Origin of the sequence: Burkholderia sp. Bmkn7 (genome assembly GCF_041103175.1) — a bacterium.
In the GTDB taxonomy this organism is placed as follows: Bacteria; Pseudomonadota; Gammaproteobacteria; order Burkholderiales; family Burkholderiaceae; genus Burkholderia; species Burkholderia cepacia.
The window spans coordinates 414,194-430,371 of sequence record NZ_JBGCUH010000002.1 but is presented as its reverse complement, the minus strand read 5'-3'; the positions used below and the strand labels follow the sequence as shown (position 1 = coordinate 430,371).

The 16,178-nt window shown below is 68.5% G+C and carries 15 protein-coding genes; 10 read left to right on the top strand and 5 right to left on the bottom strand.

The features are described 5' to 3' along the window. Window positions 1-4: 4 nt before the first annotated feature. Genes AB3K92_RS07770 through AB3K92_RS07760 form a run of 3 tightly spaced genes read left to right on the top strand, consistent with a single transcriptional unit; the run spans window position 5 to window position 1,927 of the window. Window positions 5-373, top strand: a complete 369-nt coding sequence (locus tag AB3K92_RS07770) for a response regulator (RefSeq protein WP_021161390.1) — start codon at window positions 5-7, stop codon at window positions 371-373. Next, the gene (locus tag AB3K92_RS07765; protein WP_021161391.1) at window positions 366-992 is read left to right on the top strand and encodes a chemotaxis protein CheC; all 627 of its coding nucleotides are present in this window, start codon (window positions 366-368) and stop codon (window positions 990-992) included. The genes AB3K92_RS07770 and AB3K92_RS07765 overlap by 8 nt, the downstream gene beginning before the upstream one ends. After that, window positions 989-1,927, top strand: a complete 939-nt coding sequence (locus tag AB3K92_RS07760) for a GGDEF domain-containing protein (RefSeq protein WP_021161392.1) — start codon at window positions 989-991, stop codon at window positions 1,925-1,927. The genes AB3K92_RS07765 and AB3K92_RS07760 overlap by 4 nt, the downstream gene beginning before the upstream one ends. A 56-nt stretch (window positions 1,928-1,983) precedes the next feature. Here AB3K92_RS07760 and AB3K92_RS07755 read toward each other — a convergent pair whose 3' ends face one another. Further along, on the bottom strand, window positions 1,984-2,868 hold the full coding sequence (locus AB3K92_RS07755) for an alpha/beta fold hydrolase (protein WP_318827594.1): 885 nt from the start codon (window positions 2,866-2,868) through the stop codon (window positions 1,984-1,986). 175 nt (window positions 2,869-3,043) lie between these two features. Here AB3K92_RS07755 and AB3K92_RS07750 point away from each other — a divergent pair, with 175 nt between their 5' ends. The 5 genes from AB3K92_RS07750 to AB3K92_RS07730 all read left to right on the top strand — a co-directional run bounded on the left by AB3K92_RS07750 (window position 3,044) and on the right by AB3K92_RS07730 (window position 8,448). Beyond that, window positions 3,044-3,376 carry a hypothetical protein gene (locus tag AB3K92_RS07750; protein ID WP_027790205.1) on the top strand — a complete coding sequence of 111 codons (333 nt, stop codon included), beginning with the start codon at window positions 3,044-3,046 and terminating at the stop codon, window positions 3,374-3,376. A 259-nt stretch (window positions 3,377-3,635) separates the two neighbouring features. Next, window positions 3,636-4,484 carry a presqualene diphosphate synthase HpnD gene (gene hpnD, locus AB3K92_RS07745; RefSeq protein WP_021161395.1) on the top strand — a complete coding sequence of 283 codons (849 nt, stop codon included), beginning with the start codon at window positions 3,636-3,638 and terminating at the stop codon, window positions 4,482-4,484. Between the two features lie 13 nt (window positions 4,485-4,497). Next, on the top strand, window positions 4,498-5,751 hold the full coding sequence (gene hpnE, locus AB3K92_RS07740; RefSeq protein WP_042976298.1) for a hydroxysqualene dehydroxylase HpnE: 1,254 nt from the start codon (window positions 4,498-4,500) through the stop codon (window positions 5,749-5,751). A gap of 15 nt (window positions 5,752-5,766) precedes the next feature. Then, entirely contained in the window at window positions 5,767-7,740 is a 1,974-nt protein-coding gene (shc, locus tag AB3K92_RS07735) for a squalene--hopene cyclase (protein ID WP_021161397.1), read from the top strand. Between the two features lie 24 nt (window positions 7,741-7,764). After that, the gene (locus AB3K92_RS07730; RefSeq protein ID WP_021161398.1) at window positions 7,765-8,448 is read left to right on the top strand and encodes a phosphorylase; all 684 of its coding nucleotides are present in this window, start codon (window positions 7,765-7,767) and stop codon (window positions 8,446-8,448) included. A gap of 138 nt (window positions 8,449-8,586) precedes the next feature. Here AB3K92_RS07730 and AB3K92_RS07725 read toward each other — a convergent pair whose 3' ends face one another. Both AB3K92_RS07725 and AB3K92_RS07720 read right to left on the bottom strand, forming a co-directional pair. Next, window positions 8,587-9,546: a VacJ family lipoprotein gene (locus AB3K92_RS07725; RefSeq protein WP_318827593.1), complete on the bottom strand. Its 960-nt coding sequence runs from the start codon at window positions 9,544-9,546 to the stop codon at window positions 8,587-8,589. After that, window positions 9,539-12,172, bottom strand: a complete 2,634-nt coding sequence (locus AB3K92_RS07720) for an MMPL family transporter (RefSeq protein WP_059622191.1) — start codon at window positions 12,170-12,172, stop codon at window positions 9,539-9,541. The genes AB3K92_RS07725 and AB3K92_RS07720 overlap by 8 nt, the downstream gene beginning before the upstream one ends. Before the next feature lie 323 nt (window positions 12,173-12,495). On the opposite strand from AB3K92_RS07720, the gene AB3K92_RS07715 reads away from it, so the two are divergent. After that, window positions 12,496-13,092, top strand: coding sequence for a phospholipid-binding protein MlaC (locus AB3K92_RS07715; RefSeq protein ID WP_021161402.1), 597 nt, complete (start codon window positions 12,496-12,498; stop codon window positions 13,090-13,092). 80 nt (window positions 13,093-13,172) lie between these two features. On the opposite strand, the gene AB3K92_RS07710 is transcribed toward AB3K92_RS07715, so the two are convergent. Continuing rightward, window positions 13,173-13,814: a TetR/AcrR family transcriptional regulator gene (locus AB3K92_RS07710; protein ID WP_369464761.1), complete on the bottom strand. Its 642-nt coding sequence runs from the start codon at window positions 13,812-13,814 to the stop codon at window positions 13,173-13,175. A 144-nt stretch (window positions 13,815-13,958) separates the two neighbouring features. Between AB3K92_RS07710 and AB3K92_RS07705 the strand changes: the two genes are divergently transcribed. Further along, complete coding sequence (locus AB3K92_RS07705) at window positions 13,959-15,482, top strand: MFS transporter (protein WP_124468800.1); 1,524 nt, start codon at window positions 13,959-13,961, stop codon at window positions 15,480-15,482. Between the two features lie 48 nt (window positions 15,483-15,530). Here the strand turns inward: AB3K92_RS07705 and AB3K92_RS07700 are convergent, their stop codons facing one another. Further along, window positions 15,531-16,175 carry a response regulator transcription factor gene (locus AB3K92_RS07700; RefSeq protein WP_042976314.1) on the bottom strand — a complete coding sequence of 215 codons (645 nt, stop codon included), beginning with the start codon at window positions 16,173-16,175 and terminating at the stop codon, window positions 15,531-15,533. Window positions 16,176-16,178 lie beyond the last annotated feature (3 nt).

Genomic DNA, 16,178 nt, shown 5'->3' with positions numbered 1-16,178 from the left:
CCCCATGCCTTTGCCGATTGTAATTGCCGACGATTCGCTGCTCGCTCGCAAACTTCTGACAAAGGCGCTGCCGGGAGGCTGGGACGTCGATGTCGCGTATGCCGCGAATGGTCGAGAGGCCTTGGCGCTGTATCGTGACGGCAAAGCTTCCGTAATGTTTCTGGACCTGACGATGCCCGACATGAGCGGATATCAGGTGCTGGAGACACTGCGCCACGAAGATCTGAACACGTTCGTGATCGTGGTATCCGCCGATATCCAGCCGCAGGCGCAAGCACGCGTGCGCGAATTGGGCGCGATCGCATTCGTTGCCAAGCCCGTGACGTCGGAGGCATTGCTGCCCATTCTCAAGGAGTATGGGTTGTATGCCTGACTCGGTGTTCACGGCGGAGCAACGCGACGCGTTGCAGGAGATCGCCAACCTCGCAATGGGCCGTGCCGCCGCACGGCTCGCGTTGTTGCTCGGGCGCTTCATCGAACTGTCGGTGCCGCGCGTGCGGGTCGTGAAAGCGACCGACGCGGGCGATGCGCTGCGCGAGATGACGGGCATCTACGACAACGTGACCGCCGTGCGCCAGGGCTTCCGTTCCGACATCAAGGGCGAGGCGATCGTGCTGTGCCGTACCGCGAGCATCGCGCGGCTCATGTCGGTCGTCGACCGCACGTTCGGCGAAGGCGTGTACGGCGGGATGGCGACACCCGACGAAGTCGTGTTCGACGTCGCGAACGTGCTGATGGGCGCCTGCGTCGCATCGATCCTCGACGAGCTCGGGCGCAAGCCCGTGTTCTTTCCGCCGGGGCTGCTCGGCGCGAACGTGTCGTTCGACGACGTCTTCCAGCCGACCGAGCTGGCATGGAGCGTGGCATTGCTGCTCGAGGTGAACTTCGGGCTCGAGGACCACGCGTTCCGGGCTCACTTCGTGATGCTGATGGCCGAGGATTCGATCCGGTTGATGGGCGACGCGCTCGACGCGTTGCTGTCCGCGCTATGACGGCCGCTGCCCCGTCGCTGAGCGATCTCGTGATCGAGCGGGTGGGCTTCGGCCTGTTCGTGCTCGACCGCGCGATGACCGTGCTGATGTGGAATCGCTTCATGCAGGACCACAGCGGCATCCCGGCCGCCGACGTGATCGGCCGCAACCTGTTCGACTGTTTTCCCGACCTGCCGCGCGCGTGGCTGTCGCGCAAGCTCGAGAGCGTGTTCCAGCTCGGCAGCTTCGCGTTCAGTTCGTGGGAGCAGCGGCCCTACCTGTTCCGCTTCGAGCACGACCGGCCGATCACGGGCGGCGTCGACTACATGCAGCAGGACTGCACGTTCATGCCGCTCACGCGCGGCCGCGACGTCGAAGCCGTGTGCGTGACGATCTCGGACGTCACGCACGTGAGCGTGATGCAGCGTGAACGCGAGGAAGCGGTCGCGAAGCTGCGCGAACACGCGAATCGAGACGGCCTGACCGGCATCGCGAACCGGCGCTTCTTCGAGGCGCGGCTCGGCGACGAATTCGCGCGCTGGCAGCGCTACGGCGGCGACATGTCGGTGCTGCTGTTCGACCTCGACCACTTCAAGACGATCAACGACCGTTTCGGGCACGCGGCCGGCGACGCCGTGCTGCGCGAGACGGCGCGCCGCGTCGCGTCGATCGTGCGCGCGCAGGATACGTTCGGTCGCTTCGGCGGCGAGGAATTCGCGCTGCTGCTGCCGTGCACGAATCTCGACGAGGCGATGCTCGTGGCCGACAAGGTGCGCGATGCGATCGGCAGCGTGCCGGTCGATGCCGAGGGCGTCAGCGTGCCGGTGACGGCGAGTGTCGGCGGCGCGTGTGCAAAGGCGGGCGCGGCCACTTGCGACGTGCTCGTCAACGAGGCCGACGCCGCGCTCTATCGCGCGAAGCGCCTCGGGCGCGACCGCTCGGTGGCCTACGCGTAGGCTCACCCGCACCGCCCTGCTGCGCGCGCAGCGGATGCGCCCCGCGCGTGCCGTGCTCAGCTTTTCGCGATGTCGGCCAGCACGCCGGCCAGGACGGCCGGCTGCGACATGAACGGCGAATGGCTGCTGTCGAGCTGGTGCACGTGGGTCGGGTTGCCGGGCGCGAACGCGTCGGCTTCGTCAATGAAGCGCTGCTGCAGCGCGGGCAGGATCACGCGATCCTGCAGGCACTTGATGTAGTGGCGGTCGATTGCGCCCCAGCGCGCGACCGTCGTCGGGATCGCGGTCGCGAACGGTGCGGCCGGCACATCGCAGGTCATCAGGTTCGCGACGGCTTCGAAGTCGGCTTGCGGCACGTCGTCGTACAGCGCGCGCTTCGCGAGCTCGCGATACGCGGCGTCACCGCTGCGCGGATCGATGCGCAGCGCACCGGCGACGCGCGGGCTCGCCAGCATCAGCGGGCCGAGCATCTCACCCTTGTTCTCGGGCGCGCGCACGTAGTCGAGGCCCGGCACGCCCGACGCGGGCATGAAGGCCGCGAGATAGACGATCTTCGCGATTTTCTCGGGCGCGCGTTCGGCAGCCGCCGTGATCGCGAGGCCGCCCATGCTGTGCCCGACGAGCACGACCTTGCCGTGGCCGAGCGCGTACGCGTCGTCGACCGCCTGCATGACCTGCGTCGCGTAATCGTCGAGCGTCGTGTTCGCGACCGGCGACGGCTCGGCGCCGAACGCATCCTTGTCGAGCGGGCGGGTGAAGTAGGAAACCGGAAAGCGGGCGTTGATGCCGTGCGCGGGCAGGTCGCGCGCGATCGACAGATGGCCGCGCTCGGCCAGCGCGGCCGCAACGTGCGCATAGCACCACGCGCCGTGCCAGGCGCCGTGCACGAGCACGAAAACGGGATGATCGGACTGCGGGGTGGCGCTTGCGTTCGTCTCCATGGTGTCCGGGTCTTCAGATTTTGAGAAAGGTGTCATCTTAGACGAACCCGCGCGCACCCAGATGGGCCGCTTTCGATCTGTCCCTCTTGTCTCGTACAGGCCACATTTCGTCCGTATCCGATATGAATTTATCCCGAAGCGCGCTAATTTGTTGCTTTGCCTGCGATTGCGCCCCATGAACGTCGACTATCTCTTCTATCGGAAGCCGAACAAACCCGGCCCCTATTCGCTCGACGACCTGGGCGACATCGCGCCGCCGATCGGTCCGGGCGACCTGATACGCGCGGGCATCGCACGCGTGTTCGCGCAGATCGACTGGCAGGAATCGCCCGACGTGCCGGGTGCGTGGTTCGGCACGGGCGGCGCCGTGTTCCAGTTCACCGCGGAGCCCGACGGCCACGTGACGAGCTTCATGGGCTCGCGCCTCGAACGCCGCTCGATGTTGCAGCTCACCCGCGAAATGGGGCTCATTGCGCTCGACCTGCAGCGCGACATCGTCTACGGCTGACGCAGCGCCGGCGCCGCTTCCTGCCCGGGCCGGGCGCCCTTGCCGGTCAACGGCCTCCGGCATGCCGCCGCATGCGGCGAGTGTCCGCCATCGAACTTCAAAGATTGCTATACTTTCGCCCAATTCCGGCTTCCGGCCGGTAATTTGTGCCTGTCTGCGTCGATCGTTCGCATATCTCGCACGCATTTGACGCCCTGACCATCCCAGCCGGGCATGGCTTCTTCAATCGCCCCGCGTGGGTGTCTCCGTGGAGCTTGTCTTGGCCGTTTCCAATTCCGTCGTGGACGAACAAGAAACCGACGCCGCTGCCGTCACATCGGGCAGTTCTTTCTATCTTGCGATGCGCATCCTGCCGGCCGTGCAGCGCGATGCGATGTTCCAGGTCTATGCGTTTTGCCGCGCGGTCGACGACATCGCCGACAGCGACCTGCCGCGCGCCGAGCGCAATGCGGGCCTCGATCGCTGGCGCGCCGACATCGACGCATGCTACGCCGGCCGCCCGCCGCGCCACCTGGCCGCGCTCGACCGCGAGATCCGTGCCTTCAACCTGCAGCGCGACGACTTCCACGCGATGATCGACGGGATGGCGATGGACGCAGTCGAAGACATCTGCGCGCCCGACGAGCCGACGCTCGACCTCTTCTGCGATCGCGTGGCGAGCGCGGCCGGCCGGCTGTCGGTGAGGATTTTCGGGATGCCTGAAGCCGAAGGGATCAAGCTGTCGCATCACCTCGGCCGCGCGCTGCAACTGACCAACATCCTGCGCGACATCGACGACGATGCGGCGATCAATCGCTGCTACCTGCCGCGCGAGCTGCTCGCGCGCGAGGGCATCGCGATTACCGGCCCGGCGACGATCGTGCGCGATCCGGCGCTGCCGCGCGTGTGCGCGACGCTCGTCGAGCGCGCGCTCGAGCATTTCCGCCAGGCCGATGCGGTGATGGATACGTGCCCGCGTGCGCAGGTGAAGGCGCCGCGCATCATGTCGGGTGCGTATCGCTGCATTCTCGAAGCCGCGGTTGCACGCGGCTTCGCCTTCCCGCGCGCGCCGCTGCGCAAGCCGAAGGCGCGCATGCTGATGATCGCCGCGCGCTACGCGCTGTTCTGAGTCGACCGAGTCGATGCCCAGGACCGTCCACGTGATCGGCGCCGGCCTTGCCGGCCTGTCGGCCGCGGTCGAGCTGCAACGCCGCGGGCGGCGCATCGTGCTGCACGACGCGCACGCGCATGCGGGCGGCCGCTGCCGCTCATGGTTCGACGGGACGCTGAACACGACGCTCGACAGCGGGCTGCACACGGTGTTCGCGGGACAGCCCGCGACGCAGCGCTACCTGCGCGCGATCGGCGCGGCCGACCGGCTCGCGGGGCCCGCGTTGCCTGAATTCCCGGTCGTCGACGTCGCGTCGCAGCAGCGCTGGACGCTGCGCTTCGGCGACGGGCGCTGGCCGTCGTGGCTGTTCGATGCCGCATCGCGTGCGCCGGGCACGACGCCGCTCGACTACCTCGCGCTCGCCCCGCTCGCGTTCGCACGCATGGGTCGCTCACTCGCACAGACGATGCGATGCGACGGCATGCTGTGGGAACGTTGGCTGCGGCCGTATTTCCTCGGTGTGCTGAACGTCGAGCCGCGCCACGCGAGCGCCGAACTCGCGCGTGCGGCGCTGTGCGGCACGTTTGCCGCGGGCGGCCCCGGCTGCCGTCCGCTCGTCGCGCGCCAGGGTCTCGGCAGCGCATTCGTCGAGCCGGCGCTGCGGATGCTGCAGCACGGCGGCGCGCAGATCCGGCTGAACTCGCGGCTCGACGCGTTCGAATTCGGCGCGCACGGCAATGCGGTCGATGCGGTCTCGGTCGGCGGCGAGCGGATCGATCTCGCACCGGGCGACGCCGTCGTGCTGGCCGTGCCGCCCGAGGTCGCGCAGCCGCTCGTGCCCGAGCTCACCGCGCCCGACACGTTCAGCGCGGTCGTGACCGCGTATTTCGCGATCGAGGCGCCGGCCGGCACGCCGCTGCAGACGGCGGTCGTGAACGGTGTCGTCGATGCGGTGCGCACCGGCGGCGGCCAGCTCGCGGCGACGATCCGCGACGCCGGCCGCTGGCTCGACACGCCGCGCGACACGCTTGCGCGGCGCATCTGGGAAGACGTCGCGCGCGTGACGGGCGCGAACCCGGAAACCATCCCCGCGTGGCAGCTCGTCGTCGAGCCGCGCGCGGGCTTTGCGGCGGTGCCGTCGCAGGAAATGAAGCGTCCGGCCGTGCGTACGCGCTGGACCAATCTCGTGCTGGCGGGCGACTGGATTGCCACCGGCTTGCCCGCCACGATCGAGGGCGCGATCCGCTCCGGCCAGCTGGCCGCGGACGTGCTCCAGACACAGTAAGCAACAGAGGGACCGATGAACGATCTCACCGAAATGGCTACCTTGTCCGCCGGCACCGTGCCGGCCGGCGTCGATGCGGCCGTCGCGCGTGCGACCGACGCGCTGCTGGCCGCGCAGAACGCGGATGGCCACTGGGTCTACGAACTTGAAGCCGATTCGACGATTCCCGCCGAATACGTGCTGCTCGTCCACTATCTCGGCGAGACGCCGAACGTCGAGCTCGAACAGAAGATCGGCAAGTATCTGCGCCGCATCCAGCAGGCCGACGGCGGCTGGCCGCTGTTCACCGACGGCGCGCCGAACATCAGCGCGAGCGTGAAGGCGTATTTCGCGCTGAAGGTGATCGGCGACGACGAGAACGCCGAGCACATGCAGCGTGCGCGCCGCGCGATCCACGCGATGGGCGGCGCCGAGATGTCGAACGTGTTCACGCGCATCCAGCTCGCGCTGTACGGCGCGATTCCGTGGCGCGCGGTGCCGATGATGCCGGTCGAGATCATGCTGCTGCCGCAGTGGTTCCCGTTCCACCTGTCGAAGGTGTCGTACTGGGCGCGCACCGTGATCGTGCCGCTGCTCGTGCTGAACGCGAAGCGCCCGCTCGCGAAGAACCCGCGCGGTGTGCGCATCGACGAGCTGTTCATCGATCCGCCCGTCAACGCCGGCCTGCTGCCGCGCCAGGGTCACCAGAGCCCCGGCTGGTTCGCGTTCTTCCGCGTGGTCGACCATGCGCTGCGCGCGGCTGACGGCCTGTTTCCGAACTACACGCGCGAACGCGCGATCCGCCAGGCCGTTTCGTTCGTCGACGAGCGCCTGAACGGCGAGGACGGCCTCGGCGCGATCTATCCGGCGATGGCCAACGCGGTGATGATGTACGACGTGCTCGGCTACGCGGAAGATCATCCGAACCGCGCGATCGCACGCAAGTCGATCGAGAAGCTGCTCGTCGTGCACGACGACGAAGCGTATTGCCAGCCGTGCCTGTCGCCGGTGTGGGACACGTCGCTCGCCGCACATGCGCTGCTCGAGACGGGCGACGCGCGGGCCGAGGAAGCCGTGCTGCGCGGCCTCGAATGGTTGCGCCCGCTGCAGATCCTCGACGTGCGCGGCGACTGGATCTCGCGCCGCCCGCACGTGCGGCCCGGCGGCTGGGCTTTCCAGTACGCGAACGCGCACTACCCGGACGTCGATGATACGGCGGTGGTCGCGGTGGCGATGGATCGCGCGCAGAAACTCCGGCAGAACGACGCGTATCGCGATTCGATCGCGCGCGCGCGCGAGTGGGTCGTCGGGATGCAGAGCAGCGACGGCGGCTGGGGCGCGTTCGAACCGGAAAACACGCAGTACTACCTGAACAACATCCCGTTCTCGGATCACGGCGCGCTGCTCGATCCGCCGACGGCCGACGTGTCGGGCCGCTGCCTGTCGATGCTGGCGCAGCTCGGCGAGACGCCGCTGAACAGCGAGCCGGCGCGCCGCGCGCTCGACTACATGCTCAAGGAGCAGGAACCGGACGGCAGCTGGTACGGCCGCTGGGGGATGAACTACGTGTACGGCACGTGGACGGCACTGTGCTCGCTGAACGCGGCCGGCCTGACGCCGGACGATCCGCGCATGAAGCGCGGCGCGCAGTGGCTGCTGTCGATCCAGAACAAGGACGGCGGCTGGGGCGAGGACGGCGACAGCTACAAGCTGAACTATCGCGGCTTCGAACAGGCGCCGAGCACGGCGTCGCAGACGGCCTGGGCGCTGCTCGGCCTGATGGCGGCCGGCGAGGTGAACAACCCGGCGGTGGCGCGCGGTGTCGACTACCTGATCGCCAACCAGAACGAAGAAGGCCTGTGGGACGAGGCGCGCTTCACGGCGACGGGCTTCCCGCGCGTGTTCTACCTGCGCTACCACGGCTATCGCAAGTTCTTCCCGCTGTGGGCGCTCGCGCGCTATCGCAACCTGAAGCGCGACAACACGACGCGCGTCACGTTCGGGCTGTAACGCGTGGCGACGCAATCCACCGGCATGCTGCCCGTCATCGCCGTGACGGGGATGGCGTTCGAGGCGCGCATCGCGCGCGGCGACGGCGTCGAAGCGGTCTTCGCCGCGCGCGCCGACCGGCTCGAACGCGCACTGACCGAGGCGACCGCGCGCGGTTGCGCGGGCATCGTGAGCTTCGGCACCGCGGGCGGCCTCGCGCCCGACCTCGCGCCCGGCGCGCTCGTGATCGCAAACGCGATCGACGGGCCGTTCGGCCGCGTCGAGACCGATACGCGCTGGAGCACACGGCTCGTCGCCGCGCTGCACGACACGCCGGTGTGGGCGCGCGTCACGCGCGGCACGATCGCGGCCGTGGGCGCACCGGTCGTCGGCGAACAGGAAAAGACGGCGCTGCATCGCGCGAAGGGCGCGCTCGCCGTTGACATGGAGTCGCATATCGCGGCGGCCTTCGCGGCGGCGCGCGGTGTGCCGTTCGCGGTGTGCCGCGCGATCGTCGATCCGGCGTGGCGCACGTTGCCCAGCGCGGCGACGGCCGGCCTGCGCGACGACGGCAGCACGGCGATCCTGCCGATCCTGCGTGAACTGCTGAAACAGCCGTCGCAACTCGGCCCGCTGCTGCAGGTGGCCGGCGACGCGCGCGCGGCGCGCACGACGCTGATCCAGGCGCGGCACGCATTCGAGCGTGCGGGCGCGATGCGGATCGTCTGAGCGGCGTTCGCCGCTTTTCTCTTTCCCACCTCTTCCCGTTTCTCGCCGACGAATCGCGGACAAATCGCGGACAAAAAAAGAGCGCTGCAGATTTGAACTGCAGCGCTCTTTTTCCTTGCGGCGGTGGCCGTTGCAGCGTTACTGCGCGGCCGGACTGCTCGCAGGCGTTGCCGGCGCGGTTGCCGATGCGGCGGCAGGCGCAGCAGCCGGCGTGCTCACCGGCATCGCACCGTCCGCACCCGGGTCGTCGTACTGCGGCAGCCCCGGCGCGGCCGGCGCATTGTTCGGCGCTGCGCCCGGTGTACCGCCCGACTCGCCCGGATCCTCGTAGTTCGGCAACCCCGGCACGGCAGGCGTCGCGGCCGGCACGGCGCCCGATTCACCCGGTTCGTTGTAGGTCGGCAGCGTCGTCGCCGACGACTGGCTGCGGTACGTCAGCGACTTGCGCTGCTGCAGGTACGCGTCGCGCACGAACGAATACGGATCGAGCGCGGCCTGCTTCAGCAGATCGGTCGCGCCGAGCAGGTCCGACCGCGCGCTGATGAACTGCGCGATGTACATCGGGTTGCGCGCGGCCGGCTCGATGTAGTTGAGCAGGTTGAAGCGCACGTCCACCGCGCGGCCGACGCCGTCGCGGAACGTGCTCGGCCCGAACACGGGCAGCACGAGGTACGGGCCCGACGGCACGCCCCAGCGTGCCATCGTCAGGCCGAAGTCCTGGTGATGCTTCGGCAGCCCGGCCGGCGTCGCGATGTCGATCAGGCCGGCGACGCCGAACAGCGAGTTCATCGCGACGCGCATCAAGTCCTGCGTCGCATCGGTGATGCGCAACTGCAGCAGGTTGTTCGCGATGTTGCCGAGGTCGCCGAGGTTCGAGAAGAAGTTGCTGATCGCGGTGCGCACGGGCGTCGGCGTGACCTTCTGGTAACCCTTCGCGATCGGCTGGGCGATGTTCGTGTCGACGGTGTCGTTGAACTTGTACATCGCCCGGTTCATCGGCTCGAGCGGGTCGTTGGGGTTGCGGTTCGGTCCCGTCGCGCAGCCGGTCAGCACTGCGCTGGCGGCAACGGTCGCCGCAATGATTCGCACCTTATTCATTGATTCCTTGCGATTGGTTCTTGGCGCGTTTGACGCGCGGTTTGCCCATCAGGACGGGCTGGAACACCACGGCGCCGATCAGCGTGCAGGTCAGGGCCAGCGCGAGCAGCTTGCCCATGCTCGACGTGCCCGGATGGTGCGACAGCCACAGGCTGCCGAATGCGGTCGCCGTCGTCGCGGCGCTGAACAGGACGGCGTGCGTGAGGCTCGAATGCAGCAGCCCGGTTTGCCCCCCGCGCCACGCCATCACGAAATACACCTTGAACGCGACGCCGACGCCGAGCATCAGCGGCAGCGCGATGATGTTCGCGAAGTTGAGCGACATGCCGAGCACGACGCACAGTTCGAGCGTCACGATGCCCGACACGAGCAGCGGCACCAGCGTGCGCAGCACGTCGCCGAAGCGGCGCAGCGTGACCCACAGCAGGATCGTGATCGAGATGATCGACCACAGGGCCGCATGCAGGAACGCGTTGATGATCGTGTCGGCCGAATGCAGGATCGAGATCGGCCCGCCGGTCGCGCCCGGTTCCGCGGCCTTCACGGTCTTCGCGAAGCGGCGCAGCATGTTGTCGTCGTTCGGGTCGACGCCCTTCGGCACCTTCGGCGAAATCTGCACGAGTGCATGGCCGTCTGGTGCGACCCAGTCGCGCACGAGCTGCGGCGGCAGCGATTCGCGCGTGATGTCCTGCGGCTGCAGCAGCGAGGCGAGCTGGTTGAGCGCGATGCGCAGCGTGTCGGAGAACGCACGCTCGGCGCGGTCGCGCGTCGCGGCGTCCGCGGCGGCGAGTTTCGCGAGCGAGGCAGACAGGTGCTGCGCGGCGGCCGCACCCGGGCCCGGATGATCTTCGGCCGCGTAGCTCAGCAGGTCCGACACGCGCTTGAGCGCGGCGACGCGCTGCGCGTCGGTCGCGGGCGGCGCGGCCGGCTGCGTCAGCGCGGGCAGCAGGTCGCTCGCGGCGGCTGCGATCGCCGCGCGCTTGGCCGGCTGGTCGGCGGGGATGAAGGTCGACAGCGTGGTCGTGCGGCCCACTTCGGGCAGTGCGTCGAGGCGCTTCGCTGCCGCGTCGGCATCGGCGAGCGACGGCGCGAGCAGCGTGACGTCGTTGACGGCGGCTTCCGGCGAATCCTTCAGCGCGAGCAGCGTCGCCATCGATTCGCTGTGCGGATCCTTCAGGTGCAGCGGGTTGAAGTCGAAGTGGAGGAACGCGAGCAGCGGCAGCGCGCCGACCACGACCACGAGCGTGCCGATCAGGATCGGCTTGCGATGGCGATCGAGGTAGTCGTCGACCGGCGCGAGCCACGGGAAGCCCGGCGTCTTCGATTCGCCCGGCGGCGCGAACAGGCGCAGCAGCGCCGGCAGCAGCGTGATCGTGGTCAGCAGCGCGACGAACATCCCGACGCCCGCGATCAGGCCGAGCTCGGACACGCCGCGATAGGCGGTGGGAATGAACGAGAAGAAGCTCGCCGCGACGGCCGCGGTGGCCAGCGCGAGCGGCATGCCCATCGAGTGCGCGGCGCCGATCAGCGCGTGATCGATGCGCGGATCGCGGAAGCGCTCCTCGCGGTATTTCACGCCGTACTGGATCGAGAAGTCGACGCCGAGGCCGACGAACAGCACCATGAACGCGACCGAGATCATGTTCAGCGAGCCGACCATCGCGAGGCCGAGCGCGGCGGTCACGATGAGGCCGACGAACAGCGTGACGAGCACCGAGCCGATCATCCGCTTCGAGCGCAGCGCCAGCCACAGGATGACGAGCACGGCGAGCAGCGTGAGCGCGCCGTTGAGCGCCGCGCCATCTTCGACGGACGCGAATTCGTCGTCGGCGAGCGGCTGCTCGCCGGTCAGGCGCACGACGGCGCCGTAGCGCTTCTCGAGGTCGAGCGAACGGGCCGCGTCGCGGATCACCTGGCTGGTTTCCGCGCCGGCCTTCAGCGCGCCGTAGTTGACCACCGGCTGCACGGTGACGAACGCGCGCGCGGGCTGCCGCGCGGCATCGTTGTCGACCAGCGCGCGCCACGAGAACGCGGCCGGCTTGCCGGCCAGCACGTCGTCGACCGTCGCGGCGCTGCGTGCGAGCAGCTTCGCCATCGCGGGCAGTTTCACCTGGCCGGTCAGGAGCGGCTGGCCGAGCGTGGTGGAGAGTGTGGTCGCGAGGCCGGTCAGGCTCGGGTTCTTCGCGAGTTCGTTGACGAGCGGGCGCGCGCTCGCGAGCTGCGAGGTGGTATCCGTGACCTCCTGCGGCGACAGGAACAGCAGCCCGTTGTGCTCGAAGAACGGCCCGCCGCCGGGCTCGGCGACCTGGCCGATGCGGCCGGCGTCGGCATCCTTGCGCAGCGCTTCGGTCAGCGCATGCGCGGCGGCGTTCGCGAATTCGGGCGCCGGCGCCTCGACGACCGCGAGGATCGTGCCGTTGCGTTGCGGGAACGCCTTGTCGACGGCCTGCCCGAGCGCGGCCCATTGCGGCTCGGCATCGACGAGCTTGCTGATGTCGGTGTTGATCTTGAAATGCTGCGCGACATAGACGCCGCTGAACGCGGCGATGACGAGCGACAGGACGACGACCCAGACGGGGCGGCGCACCGACCATGCAACGAGTCGGACGATGAGAGATGTCACCATGTGGCGGTGGGGAGCGGCTGGCAAGGGCAAAGTAGCCAAGTATACCGGCGCAGCGTGGCGGCGGTCGTGACGTTGGGGGTTTCGGGGCGGGAAGGAGATTTGTTCGCGACGGCGGAATCGATACCGATGGTTCGCCGGTTTGTAAGGGGATATTTACATAATCGGCGCCGCCGTGCCTCGTCGCGCCGCCGCACGCCTGTGACAAAGGAACCTGAAAGGTAACAGTCGGTCACGGCGGCGCACCGAGGCGTCGGGCCCGGTATACTTTGCTTCGTCGGCCGGTGCAATGAACCGGTCGTTTTTTCTCATCGAGCGATATTCGTATGAAACGTCATCTGTTTGCTTTCGTCGCGGCGGCCGCCGTGTCGGTTTCCGCTTTTGCGCAGAGCGCGCCGGTCGATATCGTCCGCAGTGCGGTCGAAGGTACCGTCAACGCGATGAAGGCCGATCCGGCCGCACGCGGCGGGGACATGGCGAAGGTCTCGGCGGTCGTCGAGCAGCGCTTCCTGCCCGCGACCAACTTCGAGCGCACGACCCGCATCGCGGTCGGCGACGCGTGGAAGCAGGCCACGCCGCAACAGCAGCAGGAGCTTTACAAGCAGTTCAAGCTGCTGATGACGCGCACCTACGCCGCGTCGCTCGCGCAGCTCGGCAGCCAGGACGCGAAGTTCTCGTTCAAGGCCGGCGGCGCGTCGGGCGCCGACGCGCTCGTGCAGTCGACCGTCACGACGCCGGGCGACAGCCAGTCGGTCGGCTATCGTCTCGGCAAGGTCGGCAACGACTGGAAGATCTACGACATCGACATGTCGGGCGCATGGCTGATCCAGGTCTACCAGGGCCAGTTCAAGAGCCAGCTCGCATCGGGCGGGATCGACGGCCTGATCGCGTATCTGCAGAAACACAATTCGCGGACGAACTGACCGCTGCTGCGCGGTTCGGAACCCGGATGCATGAAGGGCGCCCTCGGGCGCTTTTTTCATGGCTGTGCGTTGGTTGCGCGTCAGGTGCCGACGCCGAGCATCCGCAGGCAATCGTCGACCACCGCGTCGACGAACGCGGCGCGATCCGTTTCCGGCGCCGCGATGATGTGGTCGGTCGCGCCGTGCACGCCCGCATAGATCAGAAGCGCGGTGACCTGCGGGTTCGCGAGCCGCCAGGTGCCGGCCCGTGCGCCGCCGTCGAGAATCGCGCCGAGCTGTTCGAGGATCGCGTTCTTGTCGGCATTCGCGCGATCGTGGTGATGGTGATTCGCGTAGACGATGTCGTGCGTGCGATAGGTTGCCGCATAGGTTTCGATGTTGGTGCGGATCCACGCGCGCAGGCGTGCGAGCCAGTCGTCGGCATCGCACGCGTCCACCGCATGCTGCAACCGGTCGAGGAACGACGCCGTGTAGCGCTGCGCGAGCGCGGCGAGCATGTCGGATTTCGATTCGAAGTAGTGATAGAACGTGCCCTTCGCCACCTGCGCGTGCTCGACGATCTCGCTGATGGTCGTCGCTTCCACGCCCTGCGCGAGGAACAGCGTCTCGGCCGCGGCCATCAGCTCCTCGAGGCGCACTTCCGCCGGCTTCGTGCGCGGCAGCTTGCCCGCCGGCGCGTCGTCCTTACTTGTCGTGGTTCCTGCCTTTGTCCTGTCCGTCATCGCGCGGCTCGACGCCCGTTCGTGCAAAGCCCGCAGTTTAGGCCAGCGCCCCGTTCGCGGCCAACGCAATCCATTGACCGACGGTCAGTCGATATATATGATGCGAATCATTCTCATCTTTGTGCCCGTGAAGGGCCGACCGCCATGCCTCGCTACCGTCGCGCCGCACTCGTCCTGGCCGCCTGTCTCGGCACCTTCCTCGCTACGCTCGACATCAGCATCGTCAACGTCGCGTTGCCGACGCTGCAGACGGCGCTCGATACCGACATCGGCGGCCTTCAGTGGGTCGTCAACGCGTACGCGCTCGCGCTGTCGGCGTTCATGCTGTCGGCCGGCCCGCTCGGCGATCGCTACGGACACAAGCGCGTGTGGCTCGCCAGCGTGGTCCTGTTCACGGCCGGGTCGGTGGTCTGCGCATGCGCGAGCCGGCTCGAGCCGCTCCTGATCGGGCGCGCGATCCAGGGGCTCGCCGGCGCATTGCTGATACCGGGCGCGATGCCGATCCTCACGCATGCGTTTCCCGATGCGCGCGAGCGCGCCCGCGCAATCGGCGGATGGTCCGCGTTCAGCGCGCTCGCGCTGATCCTCGGGCCGCTGGTGGGGGGGCTGCTCGTCGAGCATGGCGGATGGCAGGACATCTTTCTCGTCAACGTGCCGATCGGCATCGTGACCGTGCTGCTCGGCGCGTGGGGCATTCCGGAGCGCCGGCATCCGCAGCACGCGGCGTTCGATCCGCTCGGCCAGGCGCTGAGCGTGGCCTGGCTCGGGTTGCTCACGTACGGGCTGATCGGCATCGGCGAAGCCGGCGCGTCGCACGTGAAGGTGCTCGTGCCGCTCGCGGGCGCCGCGGTGGCGTTCGTCGTGTTCGTGCGTGTCGAAACGCGCGTCGAGCGGCCGCTGCTGCCGGTCTGGCTGTTTCGCGACCGGCGGCTGGTGCGCGCCAATCTCGCGTCGTTCGTGCTCGGGTTCTCGGGGTACAGCAGCCTGTTCTTCCTGTCGCTGTTCCTGCAGCAGGCGCAGGGCCGCACGCCCGCCGCCGCCGGCTGGCAACTGATGCCGCAGTTCGTGATGACGGCGATCACGTCGATGCTGTTCGGGCGCATCGCGGCGCGCATTCCGTTGCACGCGCTGATGGTGGCCGGGTATGGCCTGGTCGGCGCGATGCTCGCGGCCATGGCGGGCTTCGGTGCGGGAACGCCGTATGTGCCGGTCGGCATCGCGCTGGCGGTGCTCGGGGTCGGCATGGGGCTCGCGGTGCCCGCGACCGGCATGACCGTGATGGAACTCGCGCCGGCCGAGCGTGCGGGCATGGCGTCGGCGACGATGAACGCGTTGCGCCAGACGGGGATGAGCATGGGCATCGCGGTGCTCGGCAGCATGATGAGCGTCGGTGCGCTGCACCGGATGACGGCCGCGATGCAAGCGGCCGGCAGCGCGCAAGCGGATACGCTGGCGCGGCAGGCGGTGATGGAGCATGTGTTTGCGGCGGGACAGCCGGCACTGCTTGGCGCATATCGGGATGCGATGGCGCACGGGTTTTCGATCGCGGTCATGTGTTCCGGAATCCTCAGTATCGGTATTGCGGTGATGCTGATGATGCGGCGTGAAACGAAGAAGCAACCGGGGCGCGCGGCGGCGGCGCGTGTGACGTCTTCACGGCCGGAATGATGCGGCTTGCCGCCCGGCGAGCCTTTTGCGGCAGATCGCGGCGCCGAGCTACTTTCGCCGATGCTCGACCGCGAACTTGATCAGCTCGGCCTGTCCCTCGATCTCCAGCTTGCGCTTCAGGTTGAGCCGGTGCGTCTCGACCGTGCGCACCGACAGCCCCGTCTGCTGCGCGATCTGCTTGCTCGACAGCCCTTCCGCCAGCGCGTCGAGGATGTCGCGTTCGCGCGGCGTGAGCCGGTCGAGCGGCGACGCGGTCGTGCTCGCGTGGATCATCCGCGCGGCGAGCCCTTCGCTGAAGAACGTCTGGCCCGCCAGCACCGTGCCGATCGCGCGCACGATCTCGCTCGCGGGCGAATCCTTCAGCAGGTAGCCGCTCGCGCCGGCACGCACGGCCTGCGTCACGTATTCGACGTTGTCGTGCATCGACAGCATCAGCACGCGGATGCCCGGAAAGCGTTCGTGAAACACGCCCGCGAGCGTGATGCCGTTCATTCCGTTCATGCCGATGTCCATCAGCGCGAGATCGGGTTCGAGCGACGCGGCGAGCGCGAGCGCCTCGTCGGCGTTGCCGGCTTCGCCGACCACGGACAGGTCGGCCGCTTCGAGCCGCATCCGCAAGCCGTCGCGCACGAGCGGGTGATCGTCGACGAGCAGCAGTCGGGCGACGGGCCGGGCGGTGTCGGGGGCGCTCATGCG